Here is a 17,412-nt window from a genome sequence, read left to right as displayed (position 1 = left end):
GTATTGTTGTGTGTAGATGTGGGGGGCTTGGCGCCGGATCGGAGTAGTTGCAGGAGAAGGAGCGTCAGACAGGTTTACACTATGTAAAAAAAGCTGACACGAGGGGCTATAGGATAAAGGGAAATTTTTCTGTCGGAAACTTAGCTGAACACATACTCTGATTCGAGGTACCGATATACTTTATAAAAACTATGGGAGTTAAGCTGCTTCTACGGGGAGGATGCAATGAAATGTGCTTCCTTTTCCCAAACGACTCTCAACATATATTTGCCCTTTATGAGCTTCAATTATGCTTTTTGAGATAGCCAGACCGAGTCCAGTCCCTCTACAGCCGTTGTTAACGCGAAAAAACGGTTCGAATATATAAGGAATTGATTGGTCAGGAATGCCGATGCCGGCATCGGCTACGGAGAGATGGATACCATTGTTCTGTCGAATGACTGAAATGGTAACGGTTCCATCAGATGTGGAATATTTAAGAGCATTACCAAGTAAGTTTGAAATAACCCGGTCAAGCATCTTTTCATCCGCGCTGATTATTATCGGCTTCATCGGTTGTTTGAAATCGATTGTCACCTGTTTTTTTTCCGCTGCAGCTTTTTCCGATTCAATTACCTGCAGTATTCCCGCAACGATGTCATAGGGCCTCTTCTCGGGAAGATACTGCTTCTCATCAAATAAGGAGAATGTCAGAAAGTCATCTGTGTAATCGATAATTTTAGTGATGTTCTCGTGGACGATATCGAGGCAGGACTTCTGACACTCTGTCAGTGCGCAGGCTTTATCCGTTAGAATTCTGGTGACAAATAGAGCCGAGGCAATTGCAGGGTTTTTTATATCATGCGCAAACATCGCCAGAATATTCTTACGCTCTCTTTCTATCTTGGAACGTCGGGAAATATCTCTGAACAATTTCACCGCTCCCTGAAAGTTGCCATTATCATCCTTAAGAGGGAAGATTGTTGCGGATATGATTATTTGCTTCCCTTTTTTATTAAAAAAACTGCTTTCAGTTTCTACAATATTTTTACATATGTCCCATCCGGGTTCCAGAAGAAGACAGGTATTAGCGCCTGAATTGCAATGAAAAAAATCACAATGAGGTTTTCCTATAACTTCATATTTTGCAAACCCGGTGATAGTTTCAGCCACTTCATTAAATTCAATGATGACGCCATCACGATTAACCATAAGAAATCCCAGTGGAATGTTCCGCATAATTGTTTCATGGACATTGTTTTGGATCATCATTTTCGACATGAATTTTTCCCTCTGCTCGTTGGAAAACCCTGGGTATCAGGGCAATCGGAAAGCAAATCATTGTTCACCGTGTCAAGTACATGTGACTGATATTGTTATTGCATAGTTTGTGCCATGCCCTCTTTACAGTTTCACAGTGTGGATATCTTTGGGATCCAAATCTTCGATAATCAAAGATATGGAACGCTTTGTGCAAAATTTTGAGAGACCGGCAAGGCTCGCATTCGCCAGAATTTTAAAACAGTAATGCAAAAGCTGTTCAGTGGAGGAATAAGGCATGATTGTATCGCAAAAATTGCGCCTCTTGGTGACCGATATAAACCATTATGTCAGGGATTTTATAAAAAGAGAACTGGAGAGAGACGGACATACTGTTTTATGCGTGGGCAGTGGCTTGGGGATTATCCGCAATTTAACCGATGCTTTTTATCCTGATGTCATTGTCATTGATCCGGAAGTGCTAAGTGCTAGCGACCGGAAGGTGATTGAGGAAATTCTGCTGCAGAGGCCAGCCGTTCAGATTGTTTTCCATGCGTATGATGAATGGATTGGCGAAATTGAAATCGGCGGTAATATTCATGTAATCGAGAAAAGTGCCTCGAGTATCGGATCGTTGAAAGAAATGATACGGCTGTTCGCGGCTGAATCCCGCTGCTGAGGGTGAAGCTCGATGAGGTCTTTCATGTCTGACTGTTAAATCCGCAGATAATATTGTATTTTTCCATTTTTGCATGCAAGGTCGGTCTCGTAATACCTAGTAATTTCGAAGCCTTTGAACGATTTCCATTGCTTATGTCTAACGCTTCACGGACCAAAAGCGATGCGACATGATCCAGGCAGCTATCATAGGGCTTATGTTCTTTCCCGGCAAGAAGTGTCGCCCGTATCCATTGCTGGACACCGGCTATGTCTCCATTCTCCTGGTTTTGGTCTTTTGTATGACTCAATTCATGAAAGGTAATCTCTTCCGGTAATATAGGTGCGCCCCTGTTAAAAATGAGAGATTTTTTCAGAGTATTTGATAGTTCACGAATATTGCCGGGCCAGTCGTATTTCATGATTTTTCGGAGTGCTTCTTCGCTGATACCCGGGTTGTCGATTGCCATATCGTTTGAAAACCTTGCCAGAAGATACTGGGTAAGGGGGGGGATATCATCCTTGCGCCTGCGCAGGGAAGGCATGGTTATCGTCACCACCCGAAGTCTATAGTACAAATCCTCCCTGAATGTTCCTGCTGCAACACCACTTTCCAAATCTTTATTTGTAGCGGCGATGATCCGCACATCAACGTCAATAGGTTCTTTGCCGCCAAGTCTCTCTATGCTGTTTTCCTGAAGGAGGCGCAAAAATTTTGACTGGATACTCAGGGGCATGTCACCTATTTCGTCAAGAAAAACAGTGCCGCCCCGAGCCTGTTCAATTTTGCCAACCTTTCTGTGTGTCGCACCAGTAAAGGCACCTTTTTCATAACCGAAAAGCTCACTTTCGAGGAGCGTTTCAGGGATGGCCACACAGTTGACTACCATGAAGGGTTTATCGAGGCGGAGGGAGTGGTTGTAAATTGCCCGGGAGGCCAGTTCTTTCCCTGTACCCGATTCCCCTCTGACCAGGACGGTGGCATCGGTTGAGGACACTCTGCCGATGGCCTTGTATACCTCAAGCATTTCATTGCTGCTCCCCACTAATGCTTCACGATTGGAGAGGTTCTCCAGGACCGGATTGAATTCCACCGGGGTGGTCATGCAGCGTCCGGCTATCACGGCTTTTTCGACAAGCAGGAGCATCTCCGGAACATCGAAAGGTTTGTAGATGTAATCATAGGCGCCTTTCTGGATGGCACCGATTGCGGTCTCGGTGGTGCCGAAGGCTGTGATGATTATCACAGGCAGTTTGGGGTAAAGTTCGTGAATTCTACCGAACACCTCAATGCCGGAGATATCCGGCAGTCTGATATCGAGGATCACAACGTCCGGCTGAAGGTTTTTGACGCGCTCTATGCCTTGCTGTCCACTGGTGGCAGTTGCCGTGGCATAACCATCCTGAGATAAGATTTTGGTAAAGCTTCGACACAGCTGAATGTCATCATCAATTATGAGTATCAGGCTCATGAATATATCCTCTTACTGGTAATTTAATGATGAATTCAGCGTTCTTTTCGGATGATGGGGAGAGCAGCAGCTTTCCTCTGTGTTCCTTGACGATCCTGTTGACTATGCTGAGTCCCAAGCCTGAGCCTTCTTCTTTGGTGGTGAAGAATGGAGCCATAACTTTATAGCGAATCGATTCCGGTATACCAGGGCCGTTATCTCGCAGGGTAATAACGGCAATATGTCCCATTTCGGGATCTCTCTCCAGTTGTTCCGTTATTTCGATAATACCGCCACGACCCATTGCCTCACAGGAGTTCGTGATGAGATTGACCAGCGCTTCCTTGAGCCTGTCGGCATCGACCATGATCCTGGGAAGATCCGGTTGGCTGATATAACGAAGCTCGGCATCGTACTCTTTCAGCCGGTATTCCATTAATATTATTACTGATTTAATCAAGTCGGAGACTCGGCATTCTTCCAGCTTGAGTTTTGGCGGTCTGGCGAATTCAAGGAAATTCTGGACGATGTTGTCTATCCTGCCAATCTCATCAGAGATGACTTTGAGATCTTCATGCTGGGTGTCGGCAAGATCAAGAGTGCGGGTCAGGGAGAACATCCTCATTTTAATTGAAGTGAAAGGATTCCGAATGGTATGCGCGACCCCGGCAGCCAGTTCGCCGATCATTGCCATTCTTTCAGCCTGGAGAAGATGTTTCCTGCTTTTCGCAAGTTCATCATGCGTTTCATCAAAATCCTTCATCATCCCTTTTAAGGATTGGCTCAAAGAAACAACTTCATCTTTGGTGCTCTCCTTTGGCGAGCTTCCCGTCTCAATGGCCAGTCCGCGAATAGGGCCGAGAATATGTTTGTAGAGAACAAAAAGGAAAAGCCCGCATAAGCTCATGAAAAGAATAATGGCGCCATAAACCGTTGCTCTTAATTTGCTGGAGCGCTGGATGGTAATATTTTCCGTTTCTACAAGAGATTTCCATTGATCAAAGCTGAATGCTCGACAGCGTTCCAGGAGTTGGAAAAAAACATCCCGTTGCTGCTCATGAAGGTACGATATGCTTGGTTGAACCCCAAAGGCGGTTTTTTTATAATTCTCAACTACGACATCCTTTGCCTCTATGTAGCTCTTGTATTTCATGGCAATACGATCAAGAGTTTCTTTTTGCCTTCCACTGGGCTCCAATTGGTATGCCTGGTCGAGACTTTGTTGAAAAACCTGGCGATATTTTCCCAGAGACTCGAGCCATTTACCATCTCCATCAACGAGATAATACGTGAGGAAACCTTTTTGATTGGCCAGTGCAAGCTCCATGTCTCCAGCGATTTGGTAGAGGACAAGCTCTTTTCTCACTAATTCGTGAAGTGTTGAGTCGATTTGGTGAGTGTACCTGAGCATGACGACACCTCCGACCAATGTTATTGATCCCATAGAGAAAAATAGGCAGATAATTCTTGATCTGAGGCTTAAATTCATGCGGTTTTTTCCTTTCCGATGGTGGCGAGCCGGCAATCTGTCAGCTGAATCGGGTGCTCATTTATCTGAATGGTAGATTTACCGTTAAGGTTTCTCGATTCTTTCAGCCCATCTGCTTAATCGACAATTGTAGACACCGACATGGTTGAATCTGCTGGCGGCGTAAGGGCTCTGTCGTTTGTATCGTTAAACTGAAATGAGCTTGTTTGGAAGAGGTTTAGACAGGCATCAGCCACATCGGCATCATAGGTTGTGCCTCGATGTTTTTTGATTTCATTCATGGCCGCATCGATTCCCTGAGCGGGTCGATAAGGTCTGAATGAACTGATCGCTTCCGTTACATCGGCAACTGCCAGGATCTTTGCTTCAAGAAGGATATCGTTATCGCGGAGCCCAAAAGGATATCCGCTGCCGTCGAGCCGCTCATGGTGCTGCAGAACGATTTGGGCACAGGGCCATGGGAAGGGGATATTTTTTAGGATTTCAAACCCTACCTGCGAATGGATTTTGATCACCGCCATTTCAGCATCGAGGAGCTGCCCGGTTCTGGTCAGGATTGAAACCGGAGTCCTGATTTTTCCGACATCATGGAGAATAGCGGCTATACGAATACCCTCAATAATTGAGGCAGATAATCCCAAATCTCTGGCAAGGGCGCAGGCCAGCTGGGCAACGCGTTGTTGATGCCCGGCGGTATAAGGGTCCCGGATCTCCGACATGAGTGACATGCTCAGAATACTGCCCTGAAGCATTTCCTTGATCTCCGAGGTCTTTTTCTCAACCTTTTGCTCGAGCAGCTCATTTTGGTGGCTGAGCCTGTTTTTCATTTCTGCCAGGGTGAGATGAGTCTTTACTCTGGCCTTGACCTCAGCTGCATGAAAAGGTTTGGTAATATAATCGACCGCGCCAATTTCAAAGGCTTTTGTCTTATCAACCATAGCACTTCTGGCCGTAATAAAAATAACCGGGATGCCGTTGGTATCTGGATTTTCCTTAAGTCTGGCACAGACATCATAGCCATTCATCTCAGGCATCATGATGTCCAGAAGGATGAGATCCGGCTGAAATTTTATAGCGTAGGTGAGCGCATTTTTGCCATTTTTGGCAATTCCAAGCCGATGTTCCTTTTCCAGAGTCCGCACCAGCACATCTATATTAGTTGCATTATCGTCAACAATTAGAATCAAAGATTGCGATTCATTCATTTTGATTTTCCATGCTCCTTTGTAAATCTGCTATTGAGAGAAGGGCCTGGTCGTAATCATAGCGGCGAATGTGCCTTTCCAGGTCCAGAAAAAGACGCCGGTTTGAAGCTGTCTGTGTGGTTGTGTTTTTACTGATCTCTGTCAGAATTCCCAGAATTTCAGAAGGGTCTGCTCGTTCCACGGCTTCCGCCAGAACAGAGAGAAAAGCCGATAAATCTTTTTTCACATGCAGACTGGGGCGTTTTTCAGGATGGTCTTTTTCTTTTTTTGGCAACAAAGCAATACCTGTTCGAACCCGCTCAAGCTCCTTTTTGAGTCCCCCGGCTGGTTCACCAAGATTTTCAGCGGCGGGGCGATTTTGGTAGGCCTGTTCAAGTTCATGCGCCATCTTTGCCAAAGAAGCCGCCCCGATATTGGCTCCACTGCCCTTCAGGCTATGAGCCAGGGTCTGCAGATCTTCTCTGTTATTTTTTTCCACAGCATCCTGTATTTTTGCGGAGGTATCTTCCGTGTCCCGATAAAAACCCAGGAGAATTTCCACAAATGCCGGGTAAGCCAGCCCGGTTGATCGCAGCACCCCCTCTATATCTATGCCAGGGAGCAGTTCTGGACTAATGTTGTTTTTTTGAAATGGTATTTCGCTATCTTGACTAGAGGGATCGATATCTGAGGATGTTGCATCGGCAATGAGCCTATCCGGTTTTGCGACTTTTTTCTGTAAAATACGCCAAATTGTATAAAAGAAACGATCCTGCTTGAGAGGCTTGGCGATGTAGCCATCCATCCCGGCTTCCAGACATTTTTCTTCATCGCCCTTCATGGCATGCGCAGTCATGGCAATGATGGGCAAGGTCTGACCGCCGGGCATGGAGCGAATGTGTTGTGTCGCCTGATAGCCATCCATCTTCGGCATTTGAACATCCATGAGAACTGCATCGAACTCATAATTTTCCACCTTTTCAACGGCCTCTTCTCCGTTGTTTGCCATGGTGACGATGATGCCGGCGGTTTTGAGCATGGCTTTGACCACATCCTGGTTGGTAGGATTATCTTCGGCAACCAATATCCTGCTTCCTTTCAGATGATGTTTGTAAATGGAAGCTTTTGTGGTGAAGAGGGGTTGAGCGCCATTTTTAGGAATAACGTTTTTGCCGAAAGCGTCCATGAGTGCATCGAAAAGAGTCGATTGTAAAATGGGTTTAGTCAGGAAGCCGTTTGCTCCCGCCTGTTCGGCTTCGCTTTTGTGTATTTCGCGCGGATATGCCGTCATGATGATAATCGGCAGGTTGAGACCGAGATCATTGCGAATTTTATGAGCCGCCTCCACGCCGCTCATGGCGGGCATTTTCCAATCCATCAAGATCAGATCCACTTCATTTTTTGCCGCCTTGGCATCTGCCCCCAGCCTCCGCAGGACGTCAACGCCGGAATTAAGGGTCTCAACCCGGAAATCCAGCGAGGTCAGCATCTTTGACATGATACTTCGGCTTTCAGCACAGTCATCGACAACCAGAATATTTATGCCTCTGATATCCTGCGGCACCTCGAACAAGCTGCCGAGTATTGTCGCTGCAATTTGCAGCCTTACGGTAAAGTAAAAAGTACTGCCTTCTCCCAACACACTTTCTACTCCGATTGTTCCGTGCATCATTGTCACAAATTTTTTACAGATACTCAAACCCAGCCCGGTTCCTTCGTGCTGCCTGGTCGATGATGCATCACCCTGGGTGAACGGCTCAAAGAGCAGGGGAAGGTAATCCGGGGAGATACCGGCGCCCGCGTCTTTTACAGTAAAGAAAAGCATTACCTGGTCATCATTCAGTACCTCGTTGCTGTCTGCGACTCTGACACTGACTATGATGGTGCCTTCCGCGGCGGTGAATTTTATGGAATTGCTAATCAGATTAGTGAGGATTTGTTGAAGTCGCAAAGAGTCTCCGCGTAATATTCGCGGTGTATTCTTGTCAATATCAACCAAAAGTTCTATCCCTTTTTCCGAGGCTTGATTGATAAATACATCCATTACTCCATCAAACATCTCGTCAAGCCGGAATACCCGATCCTTGAGTTCAAGCTGACCGGCCTCGATTTTAGAATAATCAAGGATATCATTGATTATTCCGAGTAAGGTATATGCCGAGTTCTGGACAATCTGGAGGTAATGCTTGACTTCATCGGTATCGGGTTCTTCAAGGGCCAACTCGGTTGCGGCTATAATCCCATTCATCGGGGTGCGAATCTCATGGCTCATATTGGCAAGAAATTGACTTTTGGCGTTGGTGGCCGCCTCGGCTTGTTCTTTGGCCAGCCCCAGTTCCTTATCCATTATTTTATGGAGCTCCATTTCTTTCTTGAGGATGGAATGGGAAGATTTAATCTTGCGATTAAGTTTCATAACCAAAAGCGTGAAAATCACATGCGAGCAAAATATTACAAAAAAGAAGACTATCCAATGGCTGTACTGGCGCAATAGGTCGGAAAAAGTCACCTGACCGGAATTTTGATATGGTCCCAGATGAAGCTCCTTCATCGCCTCTATGACAGGCTGATAATTAAGTGGAATTGTCCAACCTCCATATTCACCTGCAAGTGCCGCCGGTGAATCCGGCTGCATTCCGAGAAGGGCCACCGTCACTTTTTCGGCAAGTTCGTCGGGCGTATTCTTGAGTTTTGCCATAGGCCAATTGGGATATTCCCTGGTTGAGCAGAAATAGGGGGGTGTGACCTCCGGATCGAAGAGCGGTGGGAAAATGAAAAAATCTTCGAGATTGATTTTACCTTCAGCGCTGAGCGTTTCAAGGGTGTTGGTTCTGACGGTGCCGATATCAACCAAACCATCACGAACGGCATAGACAACCTCGTCATGGGTTTCTCCGAAACTGACACTCCTGAAGTCGCGATGCGGTCTTATTCCTTTCTCCTGTAAGTCGCGCCAGGCCATTTGCCATCCACCCAGGGAGCCTTCCGAAACCCCCATAAAGGATTTCCCCTTTAGATCAGATAATGCTTTGATATCCCGGCGGTTTGAGCGACAGAAAATAACGCCTCCGTATTTCGAAAAAACCCGATCGAGTCGAATCTCTTTGATTGTTGCAATCCTGTTGACACCATATTCCTGCTCCAGTTCCACATAATAGGATGAATTGGCGAAGACAAAATCAACATGCTGGTTTTTAACGCTAGGAATAATCTGGTTATGCTCAAGAGGTACGATGACAAAACGATAATCGGGGATTTGCCGGGTGAGATATTCTGCGGTGGGCGTCCAATCGTTTAAGCATTGTTCTGCGCCTCTAGTGGCTAAGACACCGATCCTCAAAGTTTTTTGTACTGCCTTGATATCTTCTGGAAAACCCATCAAGACGAAGGAGATTAAAAGAACTTGAATGAGCCGATCAAACAATTCTGTATTAGATCCGAATCTGGTCTTCATGTCGCGCCTACCGCAGGGTGATTATCACCGGTTTAGTAAATCTATTTCTAAGGCTTCGGACAGAGTAAGACTTGGTTTATATATTCTTCCTTGCAATTTAAAGAGCCAGCAATAATCATACCATAAACGGATTATTCCATTTTGATTTATTACTCATCTAAATGAGTAATGGGGCCGGGCCGTTTATAACTGTTTGGCAAAGCGCATCTATCGACGCATTGATCGTTTTCATGAATCATATGCAGGCTCCAGTTGTAGTTGTATTTTTTCTTCGATGCGCGAATTGCTATGCCCCGCATATGTTTTACTGCATCTTGCCCCGGTTTATATTTAGCCGAGAAGAAAATTGAAAGACAAAGGTCAAGTTAGGGGAAATTGGCCTGAATCGGTTGATATGATGCAAGTATTGTCATAGGTGCATAACGATACATAAAGATACAGTACAGTGCTGTGATACATTTTGTTACGTGTGCGCCGGAAGCTGGCTGTATTGGTTAAGTAGTGAGAAATATATAATTAATCTCTATGGAAAATTATGGCACACGTTATGCAATACAAGAGACAAATTGATGCAGGTTTAAACATTAAGTTTTTTAATTTTACCCAAAGAGGTCCATCATGTCATCAATTGCAATGTTTCCTTGTAAATATACTCCTGTTGCCGGGGTTATTGGTGAACTCTCTACTGCCCTTGAATTACAGATATATGCGGATGAAAAGTTTATAGCCGATACCGCGACCGAGCACAACGTTCATCCTGATAAAATAAAAGAAATGATGTATGGAAAAACATCTGTATTCAACCAGTTTACTCTGGAGCGAGAGCTCATGGTAAACAGGATGCGCTCGGTTCTTGCCGAAGTCCTGGATACTCATACCGCGTATCTGTTTCATGGTTTTTTCACCCTGCTGATTCCACAACGCATAGCACATGTTTTAAAGGTGCTTGTGGTCAATAAAAAACAGTCTCGGATCGATCGCGCCGTGCTGGAGGGTATGTCACTGAAGGAGGCCAAAAGAGCAGTAAGGAATCATGATTTCAGTGCCTATAGCTGGTCCGATTTTCTTTTTCAGAAAGAAGCTTATGATAAATCACTCTACGACCTCGTAATTCCTGCGGCGGGGAAGAAGCAGGAAGAATTGGTCGATGAAATCACCAAACGATACCATACTACTTCGGTTCTGCGCACTGCCGAATCTCAACGGGCTATCGATGATTTCAAAATCGAAGTCGAGGTAGAGCGGATCCTCCTCAACAATGGCCATAAGGTAAAGGTTAGCGTAGAGGAGGGCAGAATAAACCTTGTGGTGCAGAAGAGCGTGTACAACTTCAACAGACTGGTCGAAGAGCTGAGTGAGTTGGCAGCAAAGGCCGGTGGCGCAGGCCAGGTGAATGTGACCAGAGGTGCCGACTATAATGAATCGATCTATCGCAGGCAAAAATTTGAATTGCCTTCAAAAGTGCTTTTCGTTGATGACGAGAAGGAATTTGTGCAGACTGTGGCGCAGCGCCTGATCAGTCGCGATGTTGGAACCTATGGGGTATATAACGGTAGTGACGCCCTTGATCTGATAGCAGAAGACCGTCCCGACATCATGGTTCTGGATTTGAAGATGCCGGGCCTGCATGGTATCGAGGTACTGCGCAGAACCAAAGAACTGGCCCCCGAGGTCGAGGTGATCATTCTCACTGGTCACGGCACCAATGAGGATATGGAGAAATGCATGAAGTTCGGAGCATTCGCCTACATGAATAAACCGGTGGATATTGAAGAACTCTCCGAAACCATAAAAAAAGCCAATGAAAAACTGCATGGCAATGCATTTGATTCAAACCAAATAAAGAAAGTGGAGCAGATACGAGGAGCGAATTGATATGGAGAAACACTTGAACGCAAAAGTCCTGCTGGTGGATGACGAAGAAGATTTTATCCATACCCTTTCCCAGAGACTGGAGGTCCGTGGCCTCAAGGTAACAGGGGCAACCAGAGGAGCAGATGCCGTTGATCTGGTGGATAAACAGGAGTTCGATGCCATTGTGCTGGATCTGGCAATGCCGGGCATGGATGGACTAGAGACGCTGAAGAAAATTCGGGAAAATCATCCCGAGGCGGAAATAATCATCCTTACCGGACATGCCTCGGTCAAAACAAGTATTGAGGCGATGAAGCTGGGCGCCGAGGATTATTTGGAAAAACCTGTAGATATGCAGGATCTGTTGAAGAAAATAGAAGAGGCTAAACATAAGCGGATCCTGGTTTTGCGGAAACAGTCCAAGAAAGAGATCGAAAAGATTTTGAAGAGTAAAGCGTGGTGACCATTAGCGGTCAGCACTAACTTTAGGGGTAACATAGCTCGGTTTTGGTTTAACGGCTGGTGGAAAATATTCCATCATCTGTAGAGGATAGCTCCGTCTTCGCGTTCGGCGATTTCAGGAGAGAGCCAGTTGAAATCGTAAATTGAACCATGTCGATATCTCCTGCAAAAAGGTGAAAATGATGTCACAATCACACGAAACTGCCCTAGAAGTGGTTGCAGTTAAAGAAGAGAAGGAAAAGGGAATCGCCTTTGATTGGAAGAGAACCTTCTTTATAATGTTAGGTGTTGGTCTGTTTTCCCTGATTTACTGGTGTCCGCCTTGGCCCGATGCCGTTGATCCCCTGGGTGAGCATTTTGTTCTCAACAAGGAGGCCAAGGGAGCTTTGGCTATTTTTGCTTTGGCGGCCACCTGGTGGGTTTTTGAAGTAGTGCCCATAGGCATCACCAGTCTGGCCATAGGAACTCTGCAGGCCCTCTTTCTAATTCGAAGTCCCAGTGCCGCATTTAAAGACTTCATGGATCCTTCAGTATTGTTTATTTTCGGTTCGATCGTCATCGGCATGGTTTTTACCAAGACCGGACTGACCAAGCGGCTCGCTTACAAGATGCTCTCCATAGTCGGAGAAAGAACCAGCATGATCTATCTGGGGTGTTTCGTCATGACAGCCGCTCTCGCTCATTTTATGGCGCATACGGCGGTTGCGGCTACCATGTTTCCGCTGTTGATGACGATTCATTCTCTCTACAGTGAGGAGACAGGACCAACCAGATTCGGCAAGGGATTGTTTATCGGTATGGCGTATGTGGCGGGCGCAGGAAGTATCATCACCCTGCTGGGTGCCGCCCGGGGAGCCGTGGCACTTGGTTTCTATAAAGATATAATGAATGTGGATATCAGTTTTTTCGAGCTGAGCATGTATATGTTCCCGATTGGCTGGCTTATGGTCTTTCTGCTCTGGGGCTTTTTTATGATACTCTGCCGTCCTGAAAAAAGCAGAATTGAAGGTCTGAAAGAGCGTGCCGGTCGAATGTATACGGAGCTGGGAGCCTGGAGTCGCAGTGAGATTGCCACGGTGATGTTGGTTCTGGCTACAATCCTGGTAATTGCGTTGAAGAATTTCATTCCCGCACTTTCCGGTCTTGATAAGACGGGCATAATGCTTTGTTCAACCATCGCCTTCTTTCTCCTCAGTATTCTTACGTTGGAAGACCTGGAGGAGATTCCCTGGAATATTATTCTTCTTTTTGCAGGAGCGATGTCAATAGGGTTTTGTCTGTGGGAGACCGGAGCTGCCAAATGGCTGGCGGTGAACTGGCTGCAGCTCTTTAAGGATGCCCCCGGCATTGTTTTCGTGCTCGGCATGGCTTTTTTTGTTATGATAATGACTAACTTCATCATGAATGTGGCAGCCATTGCCATATCATTGCCGGTTGCTTTGGTTATAGCACCCTATCTGGGAGTTACAGGAGAAGTGATCCTTTTTTCCTCATTGGTTGTTGCCGGCATGCCTTTCCTGTTGCTTGTCGGAGCGGCGCCCAATGCCATTGCTTATAGTTCGAAGCAGTTTACAACCGCTGAATTTGTGATGTATGGTGTTCCTGCAAGCATCTTATTGATGCTGGTTACCTGGCTGGCGGTTACGGTGATCTGGCCGTTGATGGGCATGCAGGTTTCGATACCCTTGTCTTGAGAAGTCAAACCTTTATGAAAATACCCGTTGACCTTGATATTGCCACCTTATTGGAGGGATTTCCTCATCCGGTAATGATCCTGGATGAGAACCTCCGGCTCGTTGCCATGAACCGGCTAATGGAAGCGATAACCGGCTACGACGCCCTTAAAGTAAAAGGCGTACACGGCGAGCTGGTAGTGCGCAGCAATACCGGGAATTCCCGCTGCCAGCTGTATAATCAGGTATTGCAGAGTGGTGAGGCGGTTTCGGTCACCGGGGATATTCTTACCTGTTATCGCCGCAAGATCCCGGTGCAATATACCGTGTCGATCCTGCGGCGGGAGGGCGGCGTCAACTGCGGCCTGCTGGTGATCGCCGAGGATATATCCGCCCGGGTGTCAGAGACAAACCTGGTGATGCGTGATCACGATGCCATCGAGCTGATTGGTTACAGTCCCAAGATGCAGAAAGTTTTCGACATGATTCCGCTGCTGGCCCAGACCGACGCCTCGGTGCTGATAACCGGCGAAACCGGAACGGGCAAAGACAAGATAGCTGAAATCATTCATATGAAATCCTCGAGAGCCCGTTTTCCCTTCATCAAGGTCAACTGCGGAGCCCTGCCTTCAGGGCTCCTTGAGTCAGAACTATTCGGGCATGTGAAAGGCGCTTTTACCGGGGCGACCCGGAATAAGCCCGGTATGTTCAAACTCGCCGACAAAGGCACACTTTTCCTCACCGAGATTGGTGATATGCCTTTATCGCTTCAGGTGAAACTGCTCACCGTTCTGGATGACAGAAAGTTTGTGCCGGTGGGAGGAGAGGAGAAGATCAGCGTAGATGTCAGAATTGTTGCGGCAACTCATCGATCCTTGCGAGACCAGGTACGCAGGGAAACCTTCCGCGAAGACCTCTTCTATCGACTCAATGTTCTTCAGGTTCATCTTCCGCCTCTGCGGGAACGCGAAGGAGATGTCCGCTACCTGCTTGATCATTTTCGGGAAAAATTCACCAGAGCACTTGGTAAGACAATCGTTGGGTTCTCGCCCAATGCTCTGCAGCCCTTGCTTGATTATCACTATCCGGGCAATGTCAGGGAGCTGAGCAATATTGTCGAATATTCGGTGAATATCTGCAAACGTAAAAAGATAAACAAAGAACACCTTCCCCCATATCTGTTTGAAAAACAGAACGAAGATGTTTCTCACCCGGAAGTCGAGGGAACTCGGCCTGGTCCTGGCAGGTGGAAGGAGAGGGTGGTTGTTCCGGAACATGAAGAGAGCAGCGAGAGCTGGGGGGATATCGAGCGGCAGATGATCATCGATGCTCTTAAGGAGAATAAAGGAATCAAGACCAGAACCGCTGAAAGCCTGGGTTGGGGAAGGATGAAACTCTGGCGTAAAATGAAAAATTACGGGCTGCAGGATTAGGGGGAGGGTGCATGCGAAAACTGCTGATTCCGATACAGGGAGATTATGTTGCGCCTCGCTTCGATCTTGCAACAGAAATTCTCATAGTCCGTTTTGAAGAGGGGAAAATGGTCGGTAATCCCAGAACCATCATCATGGAGCGGCCTTCGGAAGAAGCCTTGTGTCAGATGATTGTGGAGGAAAATATCTCCGATATGGTTTGCGGCGGCATAGAGGAGTTGCACTATAATTTCCTGATCTGGAAAAAAGTGGCGGTGCTGGATGGTATTATCGGCGGCTGGCGCAGCATAATAGACAAATTTCTTGCCGGTGAACTGCATCAGGGGGAAATACTGAAGGACGAGGGTGACCTGGCGCTATGAAAAAATCCGCAGCTTTTGCCGAGAAAGTTATTCCCAAAGCCATGAAAAGCTCCATCGACTTGGGGCTGGACAGAAGAAGCTATGGCCACTTTCGTCTGATACTTTTTGCCATCATGATTACCATTACCATGGGACCGGTAATAACCATTGCTGTTCTGGGATATTATAATTTCAAGGATCTGCTTCAGAAAGACGAACATCAGCAACTGGAATGGCAACTGGATGGGTCAATCAGATCCATTGAACAGCTGGTGGAAAACCTTAAATCGGTGGTGCAGTTTGCCGCACGACGGGATCGCTACTCCGAATTGATCGCAGGTAATAATCTCGAGGAACTCTTCTCCAGATTAAAACGGCAATACCCTTTCTTCGCTGACCTTGGCGTCATCGATCAGCAGGGCATCCAGCAGGCGTATCACGGCCCGTATGATCTTTTAGGAACCGACTATTCTCAGGAACAATGGTTTAAGCAGGTATACGAAAGAGGGCTTCATATCAGCCAGGTCTATACCGGCTACAGGCAGGTCCCCCATTTTGCCATTGCCGTCAGCAATTTTGATCCAACCATCCGCAAACTCTGGATACTGCGGGCCACCATCGATGCCGTAACTCTGCAGCGGTTTGTCAATACCATTAAAACAAATGCCTCCGATGATCTTTTTCTGATTAACGAGGATGGCTATCTGCAGACATCCTCTGAATTTTATGGCAATACACTTTCTCCTTCTGATTTTGAGAGAACTCCAGGCGTCATTCATCGAATCAGCAGTTCCGGTGAAAATATCTTCTATGCCATTGGTGAGATAGAGGAAACTCCATGGTTTCTCGTTCTTATGAAAAAACAGTATATCCACCAGGACGACTGGGTTCTTTTCCGCAACAGGGTGATTTTCATTGTTTTAGCATGCATGATAATCAGTGTTGTTGTCATTCTTACTCTGGTCACTCTTCTAACGACTCTTATCCGCAAGGCGGATGAAATACAAATTACTATGATGAAAGAAGCGGAACATACCGATAAGCTCGCTTCCATAGGCAGACTTGCAGCAGGGGTCGGACATGAGATTAACAATCCACTGGCCATAATCAATCAGAAAACCGGACTAATTGAGGATCTCCTCATGATGTCACCGGATTTCGAGCATAAGAAGACCATAAAAAACTGCCTTACCGCGGTCAACGGCAGTGTGGATCGCTGCAAGGCTATTACTCATCGGCTTCTGGGTTTTGCCCGGCGCACGGATGTATACGTCGAAAAACTGCATATAAATGAGGTGATCAGAGAAGTGCTGCAGTTTCTGGAAAATTCCCTGATGTATAATAGAATACGCCTGGAGCTGCAGCTGCAGGATGATTTACCACAGATCGTCAGTGACCGTATACAGCTCCAGCAAATTTTCCTCAATATTTTGAACAATGCCATTGACGCCATCGGCAAGGATGGTGAAATTACCATACTTACTCATTTAATTGCCGGTGATGTCCGCGTTGTCATTCAGGATAACGGCCCCGGTATCAGGGAGGAGGTACTTTCGCAAATTTTTGAACCTTTTTTTACAACTAAGGAAACGGGAAAAGGCACAGGGCTTGGTCTGTCGATTACCTACGGGCTTGTGAAAAAATTGGGAGGAGACATTACTGTAAGATCTCACCTCGGTAAAGGGACTGCATTCACCATAACCATACCATTACAAAGTGAAGAAGATGATAGAAAGCAATAAAGATAATATAAAAGTGCTGATAGCCGACGATGAAGTGGAGTTTGCCTCCACCCTCGTTACCCGGCTGGAGTTGAGAAATTTCAAAACGGTAATGGTCAATTCCGGTGAGGCGACCCTGAGGGCTGTGCAGGAGGAGCATCCTGATGTACTGCTTCTTGATCTCAAAATGCCGGATCTTGACGGGCTGGAGGTGCTTGCCAGGCTAAAGGATGATTATGCCGACGTCAAAGTGATAATCCTGACCGGTCATGGCTCCTTTGGCGTCGGTCGCGAAGGAATGGAGCTAGGCGCCTTCGACTATATCATGAAACCTGTTGACCTGAACCGGCTGATTGAAAAGATCGAAGATGCCTATCGGTCTAAAACCGCCGGAGATGAAGATTGATTGTGAAGCCTCGGGTTACCGGTATTGATCAAATTGTCTCACGAACAG

Annotated in this window: 13 protein-coding genes; 8 read left to right on the top strand and 5 right to left on the bottom strand. The window is 46.6% G+C overall.

Translation table 11 applies throughout. From position 1 onward, the window contains the following. Positions 1-198: 198 nt before the first annotated feature. Positions 199-1,260, bottom strand: coding sequence for a PAS domain-containing sensor histidine kinase (locus JWG88_RS02280; RefSeq protein ID WP_205232060.1), 1,062 nt, complete (start codon positions 1,258-1,260; stop codon positions 199-201). A 277-nt stretch (positions 1,261-1,537) separates the two neighbouring features. On the opposite strand from JWG88_RS02280, the gene JWG88_RS02275 reads away from it, so the two are divergent. Beyond that, positions 1,538-1,918, top strand: a complete 381-nt coding sequence (locus tag JWG88_RS02275) for a hypothetical protein (RefSeq protein ID WP_205232059.1) — start codon at positions 1,538-1,540, stop codon at positions 1,916-1,918. Positions 1,919-1,940: 22 nt separating this feature from the next. On the opposite strand, the gene JWG88_RS02270 is transcribed toward JWG88_RS02275, so the two are convergent. The 4 genes from JWG88_RS02270 to JWG88_RS02255 form a co-directional block, all read right to left on the bottom strand. Beyond that, positions 1,941-3,368, bottom strand: coding sequence for a sigma-54-dependent transcriptional regulator (locus JWG88_RS02270; RefSeq protein WP_205232058.1), 1,428 nt, complete (start codon positions 3,366-3,368; stop codon positions 1,941-1,943). Beyond that, the gene (locus JWG88_RS02265) at positions 3,346-4,758 is read right to left on the bottom strand and encodes a sensor histidine kinase (RefSeq protein WP_205232057.1); all 1,413 of its coding nucleotides are present in this window, start codon (positions 4,756-4,758) and stop codon (positions 3,346-3,348) included. Before JWG88_RS02265 ends, JWG88_RS02270 begins: the two co-directional genes overlap by 23 nt. A gap of 194 nt (positions 4,759-4,952) precedes the next feature. After that, positions 4,953-6,041, bottom strand: coding sequence for a response regulator (locus tag JWG88_RS02260; protein ID WP_205232056.1), 1,089 nt, complete (start codon positions 6,039-6,041; stop codon positions 4,953-4,955). After that, positions 6,034-9,474 (bottom strand): response regulator, encoded by a 3,441-nt coding sequence (locus tag JWG88_RS02255; RefSeq protein ID WP_205232055.1) that lies wholly within the window; start codon positions 9,472-9,474, stop codon positions 6,034-6,036. The genes JWG88_RS02260 and JWG88_RS02255 overlap by 8 nt, the downstream gene beginning before the upstream one ends. A 618-nt stretch (positions 9,475-10,092) precedes the next feature. Between JWG88_RS02255 and JWG88_RS02250 the strand changes: the two genes are divergently transcribed. The 7 genes from JWG88_RS02250 to JWG88_RS02220 all read left to right on the top strand — a co-directional run bounded on the left by JWG88_RS02250 (position 10,093) and on the right by JWG88_RS02220 (position 17,364). Continuing rightward, positions 10,093-11,349 carry a response regulator gene (locus JWG88_RS02250; protein WP_205232054.1) on the top strand — a complete coding sequence of 419 codons (1,257 nt, stop codon included), beginning with the start codon at positions 10,093-10,095 and terminating at the stop codon, positions 11,347-11,349. Between the two features lies 1 nt (position 11,350). Continuing rightward, complete coding sequence (locus JWG88_RS02245; protein WP_205232053.1) at positions 11,351-11,791, top strand: response regulator; 441 nt, start codon at positions 11,351-11,353, stop codon at positions 11,789-11,791. Positions 11,792-12,068: 277 nt separating this feature from the next. Beyond that, the gene (locus tag JWG88_RS02240; RefSeq protein ID WP_240194266.1) at positions 12,069-13,484 is read left to right on the top strand and encodes an SLC13 family permease; all 1,416 of its coding nucleotides are present in this window, start codon (positions 12,069-12,071) and stop codon (positions 13,482-13,484) included. A 14-nt stretch (positions 13,485-13,498) separates the two neighbouring features. Further along, positions 13,499-14,896, top strand: coding sequence for a sigma-54 interaction domain-containing protein (locus tag JWG88_RS02235; RefSeq protein WP_205232052.1), 1,398 nt, complete (start codon positions 13,499-13,501; stop codon positions 14,894-14,896). An 11-nt stretch (positions 14,897-14,907) separates the two neighbouring features. Beyond that, complete coding sequence (locus tag JWG88_RS02230) at positions 14,908-15,258, top strand: NifB/NifX family molybdenum-iron cluster-binding protein (RefSeq protein WP_205232051.1); 351 nt, start codon at positions 14,908-14,910, stop codon at positions 15,256-15,258. Then, the gene (locus JWG88_RS02225; RefSeq protein WP_205232050.1) at positions 15,255-16,979 is read left to right on the top strand and encodes a sensor histidine kinase; all 1,725 of its coding nucleotides are present in this window, start codon (positions 15,255-15,257) and stop codon (positions 16,977-16,979) included. The genes JWG88_RS02230 and JWG88_RS02225 overlap by 4 nt, the downstream gene beginning before the upstream one ends. Continuing rightward, complete coding sequence (locus JWG88_RS02220) at positions 16,963-17,364, top strand: response regulator (RefSeq protein ID WP_205232049.1); 402 nt, start codon at positions 16,963-16,965, stop codon at positions 17,362-17,364. The genes JWG88_RS02225 and JWG88_RS02220 overlap by 17 nt, the downstream gene beginning before the upstream one ends. Positions 17,365-17,412 lie beyond the last annotated feature (48 nt).

The organism is Desulfopila inferna (assembly GCF_016919005.1).
GTDB classification, from domain to species: domain Bacteria; phylum Desulfobacterota; class Desulfobulbia; order Desulfobulbales; family Desulfocapsaceae; genus Desulfopila_A; species Desulfopila_A inferna.
The sequence above is the reverse complement of the archived record's forward strand: the minus strand, read 5'-3'. Positions and strand labels throughout refer to the sequence as shown.

Coding starts and splice junctions, on each gene's coding strand:
- JWG88_RS02235 (WP_205232052.1), top strand. CDS start 13,499: ATGAAAATACCCGTTGACCTTGATATTGCCACCTTATTGGAGGGATTT.
- JWG88_RS02270 (WP_205232058.1), bottom strand. CDS start 3,368: ATGAGCCTGATACTCATAATTGATGATGACATTCAGCTGTGTCGAAGC.
- JWG88_RS02220 (WP_205232049.1), top strand. CDS start 16,963: ATGATAGAAAGCAATAAAGATAATATAAAAGTGCTGATAGCCGACGAT.
- JWG88_RS02255 (WP_205232055.1), bottom strand. CDS start 9,474: ATGAAGACCAGATTCGGATCTAATACAGAATTGTTTGATCGGCTCATT.
- JWG88_RS02245 (WP_205232053.1), top strand. CDS start 11,351: ATGGAGAAACACTTGAACGCAAAAGTCCTGCTGGTGGATGACGAAGAA.
- JWG88_RS02230 (WP_205232051.1), top strand. CDS start 14,908: ATGCGAAAACTGCTGATTCCGATACAGGGAGATTATGTTGCGCCTCGC.
- JWG88_RS02275 (WP_205232059.1), top strand. CDS start 1,538: ATGATTGTATCGCAAAAATTGCGCCTCTTGGTGACCGATATAAACCAT.
- JWG88_RS02265 (WP_205232057.1), bottom strand. CDS start 4,758: ATGCTCAGGTACACTCACCAAATCGACTCAACACTTCACGAATTAGTG.
- JWG88_RS02240 (WP_240194266.1), top strand. CDS start 12,069: ATGTTAGGTGTTGGTCTGTTTTCCCTGATTTACTGGTGTCCGCCTTGG.
- JWG88_RS02225 (WP_205232050.1), top strand. CDS start 15,255: ATGAAAAAATCCGCAGCTTTTGCCGAGAAAGTTATTCCCAAAGCCATG.
- JWG88_RS02260 (WP_205232056.1), bottom strand. CDS start 6,041: ATGAATGAATCGCAATCTTTGATTCTAATTGTTGACGATAATGCAACT.
- JWG88_RS02280 (WP_205232060.1), bottom strand. CDS start 1,260: ATGTCGAAAATGATGATCCAAAACAATGTCCATGAAACAATTATGCGG.
- JWG88_RS02250 (WP_205232054.1), top strand. CDS start 10,093: ATGTCATCAATTGCAATGTTTCCTTGTAAATATACTCCTGTTGCCGGG.